Annotated in this window: 15 protein-coding genes; 9 read left to right on the forward strand and 6 right to left on the reverse strand. The window is 68.2% G+C overall.

What is annotated here, in order from left to right:
* Window positions 1-273 precede the first annotated feature (273 nt).
* The 4 genes from ACIBG8_RS37670 (at window position 274) to ACIBG8_RS37685 (ending at window position 2,767) form a co-directional block, all read left to right on the forward strand.
* The gene (locus ACIBG8_RS37670; RefSeq protein WP_397347975.1) at window positions 274-555 is read left to right on the forward strand and encodes a hypothetical protein; all 282 of its coding nucleotides are present in this window, start codon (window positions 274-276) and stop codon (window positions 553-555) included.
* A 409-nt stretch (window positions 556-964) separates the two neighbouring features.
* Window positions 965-1,921 carry a mechanosensitive ion channel family protein gene (locus ACIBG8_RS37675; protein ID WP_397347976.1) on the forward strand — a complete coding sequence of 319 codons (957 nt, stop codon included), beginning with the start codon at window positions 965-967 and terminating at the stop codon, window positions 1,919-1,921.
* 16 nt (window positions 1,922-1,937) lie between these two features.
* Window positions 1,938-2,318 (forward strand): globin, encoded by a 381-nt coding sequence (locus ACIBG8_RS37680; RefSeq protein WP_397347977.1) that lies wholly within the window; start codon window positions 1,938-1,940, stop codon window positions 2,316-2,318.
* A 128-nt stretch (window positions 2,319-2,446) separates the two neighbouring features.
* The gene (locus tag ACIBG8_RS37685) at window positions 2,447-2,767 is read left to right on the forward strand and encodes a peptidase inhibitor family I36 protein (protein ID WP_397347978.1); all 321 of its coding nucleotides are present in this window, start codon (window positions 2,447-2,449) and stop codon (window positions 2,765-2,767) included.
* A 110-nt stretch (window positions 2,768-2,877) separates the two neighbouring features.
* Here the strand turns inward: ACIBG8_RS37685 and ACIBG8_RS37690 are convergent, their stop codons facing one another.
* Genes ACIBG8_RS37690 through ACIBG8_RS37700 form a run of 3 tightly spaced genes read right to left on the reverse strand, consistent with a single transcriptional unit; the run spans window position 2,878 to window position 5,183 of the window.
* Window positions 2,878-3,603 (reverse strand): permease-like cell division protein FtsX, encoded by a 726-nt coding sequence (locus tag ACIBG8_RS37690; RefSeq protein ID WP_397347979.1) that lies wholly within the window; start codon window positions 3,601-3,603, stop codon window positions 2,878-2,880.
* A 36-nt stretch (window positions 3,604-3,639) separates the two neighbouring features.
* Complete coding sequence (locus tag ACIBG8_RS37695) at window positions 3,640-4,782, reverse strand: MFS transporter (RefSeq protein WP_397348864.1); 1,143 nt, start codon at window positions 4,780-4,782, stop codon at window positions 3,640-3,642.
* A 17-nt stretch (window positions 4,783-4,799) separates the two neighbouring features.
* Window positions 4,800-5,183: an acyl-CoA thioesterase gene (locus ACIBG8_RS37700; protein ID WP_397347980.1), complete on the reverse strand. Its 384-nt coding sequence runs from the start codon at window positions 5,181-5,183 to the stop codon at window positions 4,800-4,802.
* Window positions 5,184-5,195: 12 nt separating this feature from the next.
* Here ACIBG8_RS37700 and ACIBG8_RS37705 point away from each other — a divergent pair, with 12 nt between their 5' ends.
* A complete protein-coding gene (locus ACIBG8_RS37705) occupies window positions 5,196-5,855 on the forward strand; it encodes an SGNH/GDSL hydrolase family protein (RefSeq protein ID WP_397347981.1) in 660 nt (219 codons plus the stop codon).
* Between the two features lie 293 nt (window positions 5,856-6,148).
* On the opposite strand, the gene ettA is transcribed toward ACIBG8_RS37705, so the two are convergent.
* Together ettA and ACIBG8_RS37715 are read right to left on the reverse strand one after the other, a co-directional pair.
* A complete protein-coding gene (gene ettA, locus ACIBG8_RS37710; protein ID WP_397347982.1) occupies window positions 6,149-7,813 on the reverse strand; it encodes an energy-dependent translational throttle protein EttA in 1,665 nt (554 codons plus the stop codon).
* Between the two features lie 5 nt (window positions 7,814-7,818).
* Window positions 7,819-8,238 carry a DUF3995 domain-containing protein gene (locus ACIBG8_RS37715; protein WP_397347983.1) on the reverse strand — a complete coding sequence of 140 codons (420 nt, stop codon included), beginning with the start codon at window positions 8,236-8,238 and terminating at the stop codon, window positions 7,819-7,821.
* 86 nt (window positions 8,239-8,324) lie between these two features.
* On the opposite strand from ACIBG8_RS37715, the gene ACIBG8_RS37720 reads away from it, so the two are divergent.
* From ACIBG8_RS37720 to ACIBG8_RS37730, 3 genes are read left to right on the forward strand one after another with little or no spacing between them, the layout of a single operon-like run.
* Window positions 8,325-8,810, forward strand: a complete 486-nt coding sequence (locus tag ACIBG8_RS37720) for an RNA polymerase sigma factor (RefSeq protein ID WP_397347984.1) — start codon at window positions 8,325-8,327, stop codon at window positions 8,808-8,810.
* On the forward strand, window positions 8,807-9,253 hold the full coding sequence (locus ACIBG8_RS37725; protein ID WP_397347985.1) for an SRPBCC family protein: 447 nt from the start codon (window positions 8,807-8,809) through the stop codon (window positions 9,251-9,253). The genes ACIBG8_RS37720 and ACIBG8_RS37725 overlap by 4 nt, the downstream gene beginning before the upstream one ends.
* A gap of 58 nt (window positions 9,254-9,311) precedes the next feature.
* On the forward strand, window positions 9,312-10,226 hold the full coding sequence (locus ACIBG8_RS37730; protein WP_397347986.1) for an IS982 family transposase: 915 nt from the start codon (window positions 9,312-9,314) through the stop codon (window positions 10,224-10,226).
* A gap of 29 nt (window positions 10,227-10,255) precedes the next feature.
* On the opposite strand, the gene ACIBG8_RS37735 is transcribed toward ACIBG8_RS37730, so the two are convergent.
* Entirely contained in the window at window positions 10,256-11,224 is a 969-nt protein-coding gene (locus ACIBG8_RS37735) for a helix-turn-helix domain-containing protein (RefSeq protein ID WP_397347987.1), read from the reverse strand.
* A 96-nt stretch (window positions 11,225-11,320) separates the two neighbouring features.
* Here ACIBG8_RS37735 and ACIBG8_RS37740 point away from each other — a divergent pair, with 96 nt between their 5' ends.
* Window positions 11,321-12,331 carry a saccharopine dehydrogenase family protein gene (locus tag ACIBG8_RS37740; protein ID WP_397347988.1) on the forward strand — a complete coding sequence of 337 codons (1,011 nt, stop codon included), beginning with the start codon at window positions 11,321-11,323 and terminating at the stop codon, window positions 12,329-12,331.
* Window positions 12,332-12,593: the final 262 nt, after the last annotated feature.

Below are 12,593 nucleotides of genomic sequence, written 5' to 3' on the forward strand. Positions count from 1 at the left end.
CCGGCCCCTCTCACACACATGTCCCGATCGGTCCGCAACCGCTGACGCAGCGTAGCCCCAAGGTAGCACTGCGCCTACCTAGAACTATGGACCATTGATGACAGGTTGAAAACGTGCAGTTGAAGCTTACGGATAAGGATCGTCCTCCGGCGGACTGTTTCTTACAACCTCCGTGGCAGATTGCGACTCCCCGTAAGCGTATGTAGCGCGTTGACCGCGCTCCGTTAGTGAGTCATCTTTGGCCCACCAGCAACGAGTCAAGGGAGGAACGAGGTGGGGGACGACTTCGGACACCTAGAACGTTTGGTGTCAGAGCTCGACGCTAGAGGACTGCTCGCCCGCGTGGTGCGATCGCAGTCAGGCAGGCTGTTCGTACGCGTCATCAATCCGCACGCCACCAGCCTTACCGAAAGCGTCACCGTCCGGCCTACAGCTGTCCCCGACGTTCCTGACTGGTGGTTCTGCTGGTCGTGGGGCGAACGGATGCACAAGGCCGACGATCCAGCCGGCGCTGCGACCAAGGTCGCCCGCGTTCTCGCCGCGGTGGGGGAGTGACGAGGCGGTGAACCGGGTGGAGCGCAGCCACCACGGCTCACCGCACCCACGGCGGCCTCACGGAGCCGGCGGGGTGACCGGTGCGGAGGGCGTCCGCTCCGGCGGATTCCCTGGGCACCTCGCCGGCTCTGATTTTCGCGATCTTTACGACTTCTACGTTCTTTGCGCAGACGCCCTCCTCGTGGAGGGGTTCGTCCAGAAAGACGTGACGGGACATGCTTCCGGGTGTGTGTCCCGTCCGAGCCGTCCGTCACCGGAGCGCACGGACCCACCCTCCGCGGCCCTGGGTCCCGCGTCCCCGTCTTCCCCGGCGTGATGTGACGGCGGCCGGTTCGGTCGGCAGTATGTATGGGGTCAAATTGCCCCAGACACCACTGCCGACCGAACCGCTTTCCGGAGGACTCACCCCGTGCGCTTGCTCGCCAGCCCCGACCTCAACAGTCTGATCAACAGCGCGATGGACGCCTGTACAAAGGACGGGTTCGTCTGCTCTACCCTGGCCAGCATGTTCCCCAATGCCTGGTGGGCCCCACTTGTGGCCAGCGTGATCACGATCCTGCTGATCATGGTGCTCGCCGTCGTTGTCCGGAACGTCGCCCACCGCCTGATCACCCGGGTCGTCAACCGCGCAGCCAGCGGCTCGTCCATCACCGGCCGCCTCCGCAGGAACGCCCCCGCGACCGACAGCATCGACGTCCTCCTCAACGAGCGCCGCAAGCAGCGCGCCGAGACGATGGGCTCGGTCCTGCGCCACGTGGCCTCGATCGTCATCATGGGCACCGCCATCCTGACCGTCCTCGAACGGCTCACCGTGCCGATCGCCCCCCTGCTGACCAGCGTCGGCATCCTCGGCGTCGCCATCGGTTTCGGCGCCCAGGAGCTTGTCAAGGACTTCATCGCCGGAATGTTCATGCTGCTCGAAGACCAGTACGGCGTGGGCGACGTGGTGGACGTCGGCACCGCCACGGGCACCGTGGAGGCCGTCACCCTCCGCATCACCCGCCTGCGCGACACCGACGGCCGCGTCTGGTACGTGCGCAACGGCACCATCGCCCGCGTGGGCAACGAGTCCCAGGGCTGGTCGCGCGCCTATCTCGACGTCCCCGTGGCGTACAACACCGACATCGTCGTCGTCCGCGACACCCTCAAGCAGGTGGCCGAGGACCTGTGGAGCGACCCCGAGTACCGCGAGACCCTCATCGTCGAGGAGCCGGACGTGTTCGGCGTCGAGCAGATGTCCGACGCCTCGCTCGTCTTCCGCATCTCCGCCAAGACGCTGCCGGCCAGGCAGGCGCAGGTGGCGCGCGAGCTCAGGCTCCGCGTCAAGGCCGCGCTGGACGCCGCGGGAATAGCCATCGTCGCCTAGACCTTAGGGTTATATCGTGACTGAGACTTCCTTCTACGACGCCGTCGGGGGCGAGGAGACCTTCCGGCGCCTCGTGCACCGTTTCTACGAGGGAGTCAAGGGCGACGAGCTGCTCCGCCCCATGTATCCCGAGGAAGACCTGACAGGCGCCGAAGACCGGCTGCGCGGGTTCCTCATCCAATACTGGGGCGGTCCCACCACCTACAGCCAGGAACGCGGCCACCCGCGCCTGCGCATGCGGCACGCGCCGTTCGTGGTGAACGAGGCGGCTCGGGACGCCTGGCTCAAGCACATGCACGACGCCGTGCAGTCGCTGGAGCTCCCCCAGGACCTGGAGACCAGGCTGTGGGACTACCTCGTCTACGCGGCCCACAGCATGGTGAACGCTCCCGCCTGATCATTACCACCTGGGGTGGCTGGAGTCTCCCGCGGTGCATGATTCTTCACCTGCACCTCGCTGACCTCGTCTGACCCTGCAGCGTTTCTTCACCCGTCGTAACCGATCGACGACCTAGGGTGGGCATCATGAAATTTCTCCTCATGATGCCCCTGGTCGCTCTGTCGATCGCCGCAGCGGCCAACGGCCCCTGCGCCTGCTCCCTCGGCAAGCTCTGCTCCTGGTCGGGCACCGACTACTCCGGCTCGCACGAGGAGTACGCCATCGGCGACCCAGGCGAGGGCGGGGTCAGCCGGTCGCTGCTGAACAAGACCCTGCTGCCCGTCGTGGTGTCCGGCACCGTCAAGGGGAAGGCGGCGAGTTTCTGCCTGGACCCGGGCCTGGGCAACGAGGACACGGGAGACTTCATCGTCACCCAGGTGGCAGAATCCCCCACCCCCTGCCCCTAGAACCTCCCAACAGAATGACCCTCATCCCGAGCGCGCTCACGACCCTCCGGGGAGGAGCCCCTCCTTGCGAGAGGAGAGATTCGTGCGGGCGGTCATTCCGTTAGGAGCTTTTAGCGCCCTTCCCGCTCGACGGATTTGACGCCGGGCAGCCCGCCGATCGCGTCGCTGACCCGCTGGGCCGCGCCCCTGAGGTCCTTCTGCTGGACGAGCTTGACGTGGAACTGCTCGTTGGGATCGTCGGCCCGATCCTGCCAGTCGCCCGACATGCCGTCCTTGAGGTAGTTCCTCGCCTCGTCCTCGACGAAGTTGCGATCGGCCACATAGACCTCGGCCACGTCCGGCAGGTTGCGCAGCCGTTCGTAGATCGCGTCCTTCTGCTCGTCAGTGGCCGACGTCTGGGCGCCCGGGTCGCCGCACTGGGTGAGCGACATCTTCGGCCCGCACAGCTCGATCCTCACCTCGGTCCTGCCCTGCCAGAACGAGACCGGCCGCGCCGTGACCCCAGCCACCCCGCGCATCCCCTCGAACGAGGCCCTCAGCGCGGGGAAGGCGCCGCGATCGGCGAGCTGCCCGACCACCAGCGCCCCGGCCGAGGTGACGCCGGTGAGGGACCCCAGCCGACCGACGACGGCCCGCCTGTCCTCCTTGGTGGCCACGCCCCGTCCCTCGCACTCCGCGTACGGAGAGTCCTTCTCGCAGAGCGTGACCTGCACGGTCGCGCTCAGGGGACGGGGCACGTCCGGTGGAGAAAGCGGGCCGTGGCCGGCTGAGGCCCACACCCATGTGCCTCCGGCCACGATCGCCGCAGCGCCGACCACGACCCACACCTTGTGCACGAGGAGGACGCTAGCGACGACCGCTATATTTTCGATTTAAGCCCTGCCGCGCTCGTCGCCCAGCGGGATGACCGGGATCGACAGTACGGCGCAGCCCAGGCCGACCGCGAACCCCGCCCAGAACCCCACGTGCACGATCACCAGCCCGACCAGGGGCGCGGCGACCAGCGCGACCACGTTCTGCACGCTGTTGTGCGCCCCGAGCACCCGCCCCGCCCAGCCGGGACCGGCCAGTTCCCCGGCGGCGAGGTAGGCCAGGCCGTTCCCCGCGACGGTGATGACGGCGGCGAGCGCGAGCATCACCGGCCCCAGCCAGGACCCCGTGTACTGCCCCACGACCAGCAACCCCAGCACCGCCACGGCGGCGAAGGTCAGCGACCGCAGCGGCGCCATCCGCTGCCCGCTCCGGTCCGACCAGCGCCCGACCGCGATCCTGACCACGGCCCCGCCGATCGCCGCGACCCCGAACAACTGCCCCGCCCCGACCCCATCCCAGCCATAACCACTGACCAGGCAGGTGACCCCGTAGGTGGTCACGACGATCTGCGGCACGACCTGGAGCGCGCTGGTGGCATGCACCCGCCAGAGCTCCATTTTCTTGTACGGCGAGCCGCCCCGAGCCGCCACCACCGCCACAGAACGCGGCGGCTCCGCCAGGAACACCGCCGCCAGCACGGCCGCGACCAGCGCCAGCCCCGCACAGACGAACAACACCCCGGGAATCCCGTAAGCGAGCGCGACAGGCGGCAGAGCAAACGACGCGACAGCCATACCCAGGGTGTAGGAAACCTGCCGGAGCCCCATCGCGACGCCCCGCTCGCGCGGCTCGAACCAGCGCAACACGATCCTGCCGCCACCCACCACAGCCGCCGCCCCAGCAGCCCCCGCGACCGCCAGCAGGGTGATGACCAGCCAAGCCTCGGTAGCCAGCGCAGCCCCGGCGAAGGCCACAGCAGCCAGCCCCACCCCAACCCCGAGGACGAGCCGCTCCCCCCGCCGATCAGCGAGCGCCCCCCAGGCCACCAGCGATAAGAGCACCCCAACCCCAGGCGCATTGGCGATGACCCCAGCGACCGGCAGGGACACCCCGAAGTGCCGCACGATATCCGGCATCACCAGCGGCAACCCGAACAACCCCAAGGTGACACTGGTATGAGCATTGACCCCGAGCCCCAGCATCACCCACCGCTTGGCACTCACCCCGCCGCCAGATACCGCCGCAGGTAGGCACTCTCATCCCGCCCGAGCCGACGCGGCGCCGACCGCTCAACGTCGTAGGCCACCAGCACGGATCTGGCGGAGACGTAGACATCCTCATCATCCAGAATCTCGTACTCGAGCGTGAACCGGACCGCCCGTAGCTCGGTCACCCAGGTCTCCACCCGCACCGGCTCCGCCCGGAACGTGAGCGGCCGCCGATAGTCGATCTCATGCCGAGCGACAACAAGCCCCTTGAAAGGCGCATCCCCCGCCTTGTAGGGATCAATATGCAACATCCCCAGCCGAGCGTCCTCCAGGTAGTCGAAGAACCGCACGTTGTTCACATGCCCTTGGGAATCGATATCGGCGAAGCGCACCATTCGAGGAAAGACATGCCGCTGAGCCAGGGATTGTTCCACCACACCCCTCAACCTACCGACCCTCCCCCACCCACCCCCGCCCGGGCTGTGCGGCTGGCCATCTACGGAGACTCCTACACCGTGGGTAGAGGAACCTCTGACCCATGCCTGCGCTGGTCCACCCTGCTCTGCCACCGACACGGCTGGGAGGAGCTCAACGAGGGCATCAACGGCCTCGGCTTCGTCAGAAAGCGCCAGGACCGCAACGGCCACTCCGAGGGCGTCGAACGCATCGTCGCCGCGAAGGCGGACGTGGTCCTGGTGTCGCTGGGAACCAACGACACGGTCATGTTCGACGACCACGCCGACGCGATAGCAGCCAACATCACGGCAGACCTCAGGGACCTGAGCACCGGCCTCCCCGGAAGCCGCATCCTCGTCATGGAACCGTTCTGGGCGTACACCGAGATCCCGCCGAAGGTAGCCACCATCCGCTTCTGGCTCAAACAGGCCGCGGAGGCGATCGGGGTGGACTACATCGAGAACACCTCGACCTCCTTCGCGGGCAGGCCGGACCTACTCGCCCCCGACGGCCTGCACGCCAACGACATCGGCCACCGCCTGATCGCCCAGTTCATGGAAGAAGCCCTGACCACCCGAGGAGTATTGCCGCAGGCCGGATCAGGTAGATGATCAACGCACCGCCCCACAGCCTGAGCTCCTTCACCTCCTCAGAAGCGGCAGGCCTTACGGGAAGGTCCTCCAGCTACTTCCCAGCATGGCGAGCAGGGGGTGGTCAGGCCACCAGGGGTCTGCTTCGGAAGAGCCCATCAGGGCATGACCTCGCGGAATCAGCACTGCTATTGACCAGTCCCCAACGGACGGGAACTGCCAGAGGTCGCCAGCCACAGCAGGACCGGGGGCGGGTGGGTGGGAAGCTGTGTCCCGGGAAAAAGCGAAAGCCCCGCCGGAGCGGGGCTTTCTGGTTAGTCGCGGTGGAGCTTGCGGTACGTGACCCGGTGCGGCCGAGCCGCATCAGCCCCGAGGCGTTCGATCTTGTTCTTCTCGTAGTCCGCGAAGTTGCCCTCGAACCAGAACCAGCTCGACCCCTCCTCCCACGCCAGGATGTGCGTGGCGATGCGGTCGAGGAACCACCGGTCGTGGGACGTGATCACCGCGCACCCCGGGAAGTCGAGCAGCGCGTTCTCCAGCGACGACAACGTCTCCGTGTCCAGGTCGTTGGTCGGCTCGTCGAGGAGCAGCACGTTGCCGCCCTGCTTGAGGGTCAGCGCCAGGTTGAGCCTGTTGCGCTCGCCACCCGACAGCACGCCCGCCTTCTTCTGCTGGTCCGGCCCCTTGAAGCCGAACGCCGCGATGTAGGCCCGCGACGGCACCTCGACCTGCCCGACCTTGATGAAGTCGAGCCCGTCGGAGACGACCTCCCAGACGTTCTTGTTCGGGTCGATCCCCCCGCGCGACTGGTCGGCGTAGGAGATCTTGACCGTGTCACCGACGATGATCGCGCCCGAGTCGGGCGTCTCGCTGCCAGTGATCATGCGGAACAGCGTGGTCTTGCCGACGCCGTTGGGGCCGATGATGCCGACGATGCCGTTGCGCGGCAGGTCGAACGACAGGTTGTCCATCAGCACCCGGTCCTCGAACCCCTTGGTGAGGTGCTCGGCGCGGATGACGGTGGTGCCCAGGCGCGGGCCCGGCGGGATCTGGATCTCTTCGAAGTCGAGCTTGCGGTGCTTGTCCGCCTCCGCAGCCATCTCCTCGTAGCGCTGCAGACGCGCCTTGCTCTTGGTCTGGCGGGCCTTCGGGTTGGACCGCACCCACTCGAGCTCGTCCTCGAGGCGCTTCTTGCGCTTGGCGTCCTTCTGCCCCTCGACCTTCAGGCGCTGGGCCTTGGCCTCGAGGTAGGTGGAGTAGTTGCCCTCGTAGGGGTAGCAGCGGCCGCGGTCGAGCTCGAGGATCCAGTTGGCCACGTTGTCCAGGAAGTACCTGTCGTGGGTGACGGCGAGCACGGTGCCCGCGTACTTCTCCAGGTGCGACTCCAGCCACTGCACGCTCTCGGCGTCGAGGTGGTTGGTGGGCTCGTCGAGCAGCAGCAGGTCGGGCGCCTCGAGCAGCAGCTTGCACAGCGCTACGCGGCGGCGCTCACCACCGGACAGGGTGGTCACGTCGGCGTCCGGCGGCGGGCAGCGCAGGGCGTCCATCGCCTGCTCCAGCTGGGAGTCGAGGTCCCACGCGTTGCGGTGGTCGAGCTCGTCCTGCAGCTTGCCCATCTCTTCGAGCAGGGCGTCGCTGTAGTCGGTCGCCATCAGCTCGGCGATCTCGTTGAACCGGTCGAGCATCGCCTTGGTCTCGGCGACGCCCTCCTCGACGTTGCCGAGCACGGTCTTGGACTCGTTGAGCGGGGGCTCCTGCTGCAGCATGCCGACGGTGAAGCCGGGCATCAGCCTGGCGTCGCCGTTGGAGGGCTGCTCCAGGCCTGCCATCATGCGCAGCAGCGTCGACTTGCCCGTGCCGTTGGGGCCCAGCACACCGATCTTCGCGCCCGGCAGGAACGACAGCGTGACGTCGTTGAGGACAACCTTGTCGCCGTGCGCCTTGCGGACGCGCTGCATTGTGTAGATGTACTCGGCCATGGCATCTAGCTTAGGGCCTTCACGGGGGCCCGGCGGACGGCCAGGCTCGCGGCGAACAGGGCCAGGCAGACCGGCGTGTAGACCAGGTTCAGCCAGTAGAACGGCGTCGAGGTGTCCGCGCCGATGCCGAGCATCCACCCGACGCCGACGACCCCGCGCACCAGCGTCCCCGCGGCGACGGCCAGCGTGGCCAGCCTGCCGTACCGGCTGTCCGCGGTCAGCATCGCCCAGGCCCCGGCCAGCAGCACCGCCGCCAGCGGCAGCAGGACGCGCGGCGTGAAGGGGACTTCCATGTTGAGTACGGCGAGCGAGAGGTCGCGCGCGTTGTCCGCCGGCCAGGTCGCGCCGGTCGCCCAGTAGAGGTGTGCCAGCGCGTCAGTGGTGAGCACGGCCGCCGCTGCGACCCCGATACGTTGTCTCATCATGACCGTGAAGAGGCTGCTCCCCCGCCGGAGGTTCCTGTGACGGTCATCACAGGAACCTTCTGGAACGGCGGCGCCTCTTGAGTGACGTGGACCTGTCAGATCTGGTGATCGCGGCGCAGCGTGGCGACACGATGGCGATGAACGACCTGCTCGACGAGCTGTCGCCGTACGTCTCCCGCCTCTGCGGCGCCATCGCGCTCCAGCACGGGGCCGACGCGGCGCAGGAGACGCTGATCGCCGTCTTCCGCAATCTGGGACGGCTGCGCGAGCCTTCCGCCCTCTACGGGTGGGTTCGGGCGATCGCGGCGCGCGAAGCCGTACGGACCGCCCATCGGTTCGCGCCGGGGCTGGAACTGGCGGAAATGGCCGCGGGCGGCGACGTCGAGCTGGCGGTCGACGTGCGCGACGCGCTCGACAGGCTGTCGCCCGAGCATCGGGCCGTGCTGGTGCTGCGCGACCTCGAAGGCATGGACGAGCAGCAGGCGGCGGCCGTCCTCGACGTACCGCAAGGAACCGTGAAATCGCGCCTGCACCGGGCCAGATCCAGCTTCAGAAAGGCATGGGGGCGATGACGGACTTGGACCCCGTACGCAAGATGCGGGTGATGGCCGCGGCGACACCCGGTTCCGCACTGGTCGAACGGGTCATTCCCGCGCCGTTCTCGGCCGTTTGGGCGGTGATGGCCGATCTTGAGGGGGAGATGCCGCACTACCAGCCCGCCGTCAAACGCGTCCAGGTGGACGAGAGGGACGGTGACCGGCTGCGCGTCATCGCGTACGGCAGGGCGGCGTGGTTGCGCGCCGACTTCGAGGCGGTGTTGCGCCCCGGGTGGTGCTGGATGCAGAGCCGCAACGTCACTTTCGGCCTGGCCGCTGTACCTGTCTCCGGCGGGACGCTCGTGGCCCGCGCGGGTTCGTCGCGGCGTCCGCTGGTGGGACGGCTCGCCGCGCCCCTGCTGCGCGCCGGTTTCGCCGGGGAGCTCGCCCGCCTGGAACGGCGGGCGCTGGCCCGCTAGATGAATGAGTCCAAGGGGTCGCCTGCGGAAATAGGGCGAGGGCGTCCAAGGTCATTGTGTGACGAACAACCTGAACACCCTCGCCACCGCAATCTATGTGAAGATCGATGACGCGTTGAGGGCTTCGCCGGATCTGGCTCCCTGGCGTCCAAAGGTGGGCATCGCGCCCACGCTCAGTGATGGCGAACTGGTCACCCAGGCGGTGATGTCGGCGTTGCTGGGCTTCACCTCCGAGCGACGCTGGCTACGGTATGCCCACGCCGAGCTGGGCGGCATGTTCCCGTATCTGCCTGGGCAGTCCGGCTACGGCAAGCGGCTGCGCAAGGCATCCGGCCTGGTCCTGCACATGATCAGGATTTTGGCGATGGACACCTCGCTGTGGAGCGACGATGTGTGGGTGGTCGATTCCACGCCGGTGGAGTGCGGCCGGTCCCGGGAGACAGCCAAGCGCAGCGACCTGGCAGGGTGGGCGGAGTACGGCTACTGCGCCAGTCACTCACGCTTCTTTTGGGGGCTGCGGCTGCATCTGCTGTGCACCCTGGGCGGGCTGCCCATCGCCTTCGCGCTCACCGGCGCCAAGGCCGATGAGCGCGAGGTCTTGCTGGGGATGTTCGACGACGCTCCCGCCTTGGTGGCCACCCATCCCGATCAGACGATCATCGCGGATAAGAACTACTACGGCCGCGCCTTCGAGCACGGTGTCACCGTGCGTGACCTGACCCTGCTGCGCCCGGCCCGCAAGGGTGAGCGTGAACGGGCCGGAGCACAGCTGTTCAAGCCCCTACGCCAAACCATCGAGTCCATCAACCAGACCTTCAAAGGTCAGCTTGACCTGGAACGCCACGCAGGTCGTACACGCGCCGGGGTCGTCATCCGCGTCCTGACCCGCATCCTCGCCTTGACCGCCGCGATCTGGCACAACGATAAGACCGGACAACCGGTGAAACGCTCCCTCACCGCCTTCGACCACTGATAGCAACCAGACCCCTTGGACTCAATCATCTAGGCGGCTGCCTCGGCGCGTTCGTGGAAGGTCCGCCGGTACGCCGAGGGCGACACCCCCACGATCCTGGCGAAGTGCGCACGCAGGCTGGCCGATCCGCCGAAACCGCACCTGTCGGCGATCCAGCCGATCGGCCGGTCGCCGGTCTCCAGGTACTGCTGCGCCCGCCGTACGCGCTGCTGCAACAGCCATTGCAGCGGCGACATCCCGAGCACCTCGGCGAACCGGCGTTCCACGGTGCGCACGCTGACGTTGGCCTGGGCCGCCAGGTCGGCGTTGGACAGCGGCAGATGCAGGTGCTCGCCCGCCCAGTCGAGGAGTACGGCCAGCCAGTCCTCACGCACGGCGGGAGCGCTGAGCCGCTGGTACTGCGCCTGCCCGCCATCCCGGTGCGGCGGCGTGACCAGGCGGCGGGCCAGCTCGGCCGCCACCGCCGCGCCGTGGTCGACGCGCACCACGTGGAGGCAGGCGTCGATCCCGGCCACCGTACCCGCCGAGGTGATCACGTTGTCGTCCTCCACATACAGGACGGACGGGTCGACCCGGACGGCCGGATAGCGGCGGCTCAGCTCCTCCGCGTGCAGCCAGTGCGTGGTGGCGCGGCGCCCGTCGAGCACCCCGGCAGCGGCCAGGATGAACGCACCGGAGCAGATGGACAGGATTCTGATCCCGCGCTCGTACGCCTCCCGCACGAGCTGCACCAGCTCGGCCGGCGGGTCGTCGTGCACGTTCGTGTGGGCCGGGACGACGAGCGTGTCCGTGGTGTCCAGGCTCCAGTCCTGCGCGGCGGGGTCGAGGGTGAACCCGGGGCTCAGCCGTACGGGACCCTTGCCGATCGGGACGACCGAGAACCGGTACCACGGGTCGGCCAGGTGCGGCCGGTCGATGCCGAAGATCTGGCAGGGGACGGCCGCTTCGAAGATCGGCATGTCGTCGGTGACGGCAACGACGACGTGGTGGGCACGCATGACGCGAATCTAGCGCAGGTTGTCGTGACCTGGAGTGGCGCCCCACGACACCTCTGACCAGGATCTAAGGCAGTCACTACTGCTTGAGGAGACCTGATGAGCGTTGTCGCGGTGTTCGGTGCTTACGGACACACTGCCCGCTTTGTCACCGCGGAGTTGCTGTCGCGCGGGCACACGCCGGTGCTGTCCGGGCGTGACGCGGCGAAGCTGGAGTTCGCCGCTCCCCCCGGGGTGGAGACGCGGGTCGCCACGGTCGACGACCCGGACTCGCTCGACCGCGCGCTCGCCGGGGCCGACGTGGTGATCAACTGCGCGGGGCCGTTCGCCGAGACGGCCCCGGCGCTGATCGAGGCGGCGTTGCGCGCCGGGATCCACTACCTGGACGTCACCGGGGAGACGATCGTCGCGCTCGACACGTTCGGCACGTATGGGGACGACCAGCGGATCAAGGACGCGGGGATCGTGGTGGCGCCGGTGATGGCGTTCTACGGCGCGCTCGGCGACCTGCTGGCGACGGTCGCGATGGGCGACTGGACGACGGCGGACGACATCTCGATCGCGGTGGCGCTGGACAGCTGGCAGCCGACCCGGGGAACGCTGCTGGCTGGGGCGCGGCGAGCGGGGCGTCGAGTGGTCTTCCGCGACCGGCAGTTGGAGGTCGTGCCCGCCGAAGAGCCCGCCCCGCACGCGTCGTGGACCTTCGGGGCACCGTTCGGCGTGCAGGAGGTAGTGGGCCAGTTCTCCACAACGGACGTGATCACCATCTCCCGCCACCTGGACACGCCGCAGGTCAACGCATATCTCAACCTGACGCCACTGAAGGACCTGAGCGACCCGTCGCCTGACGGCCCGCAGGCGACGGACGCCAGCGGCCGGTCGGCGCAGGTCTTCCTGGTGGAGGTCGCGGTACGGCGGGGCGACGAGGAGCGACGGGCGTCGGCACAGGGCCAGGACATCTACGCATTTACCGCCCCGATCGTGGTGGAAGCCGTGGACCGCATCCTCTCTGGCCGAACCCGCGCCGGGGGCGTCGTGACCGCGGGCGAGATCTTCGACCCCGAAGACTTCCTCCGCGCCCTGCCCTTCGACAACCTCTCCCTGAGCTAACCCCCCATCTGCCCTGCTACCGAGCCCCAACCGCTCCCCACAGCCGCCCACCCACACCTCACCACGCCCACCCCACGCCTGCGCGGGATGGACGGCGCGAGAAGAGCCAAGGTCCACTTGGAAGGACACACAGCGGAGCAGGCCGGGCGCTCAGGGCGGGCCAGGGGTCGGGCCTTTCCGAGCCATGAGGGCGAAGTAGGCCGAGCTCAGCGCTGAGGGGTCAGCGCGGAGAGGTCAGGCTGAGCAGCGCGGGCAGGTCGGG

The sequence above is a fragment of the Nonomuraea sp. NPDC050556 genome, from assembly GCF_044457355.1.
In the GTDB taxonomy this organism is placed as follows: domain Bacteria; phylum Actinomycetota; class Actinomycetes; order Streptosporangiales; family Streptosporangiaceae; genus Nonomuraea.

What these genes read in the sequence shown, in the direction of transcription:
- ACIBG8_RS37685 (WP_397347978.1), top strand. Translation starts at nt 2,447, where the DNA reads ATGAAATTTCTCCTCATGATGCCCCTGGTCGCTCTGTCGATCGCCGCA.
- ACIBG8_RS37695 (WP_397348864.1), bottom strand. Translation starts at nt 4,782, where the DNA reads ATGCTGGGGCTCGGGGTCAATGCTCATACCAGTGTCACCTTGGGGTTG.
- ACIBG8_RS37700 (WP_397347980.1), bottom strand. Translation starts at nt 5,183, where the DNA reads ATGGTGCGCTTCGCCGATATCGATTCCCAAGGGCATGTGAACAACGTG.
- ACIBG8_RS37705 (WP_397347981.1), top strand. Translation starts at nt 5,196, where the DNA reads ATGCCGCTGAGCCAGGGATTGTTCCACCACACCCCTCAACCTACCGAC.
- ettA (WP_397347982.1), bottom strand. Translation starts at nt 7,813, where the DNA reads ATGGCCGAGTACATCTACACAATGCAGCGCGTCCGCAAGGCGCACGGC.
- ACIBG8_RS37715 (WP_397347983.1), bottom strand. Translation starts at nt 8,238, where the DNA reads ATGATGAGACAACGTATCGGGGTCGCAGCGGCGGCCGTGCTCACCACT.
- ACIBG8_RS37725 (WP_397347985.1), top strand. Translation starts at nt 8,807, where the DNA reads ATGACGGACTTGGACCCCGTACGCAAGATGCGGGTGATGGCCGCGGCG.
- ACIBG8_RS37735 (WP_397347987.1), bottom strand. Translation starts at nt 11,224, where the DNA reads ATGCGTGCCCACCACGTCGTCGTTGCCGTCACCGACGACATGCCGATC.
- ACIBG8_RS37740 (WP_397347988.1), top strand. Translation starts at nt 11,321, where the DNA reads ATGAGCGTTGTCGCGGTGTTCGGTGCTTACGGACACACTGCCCGCTTT.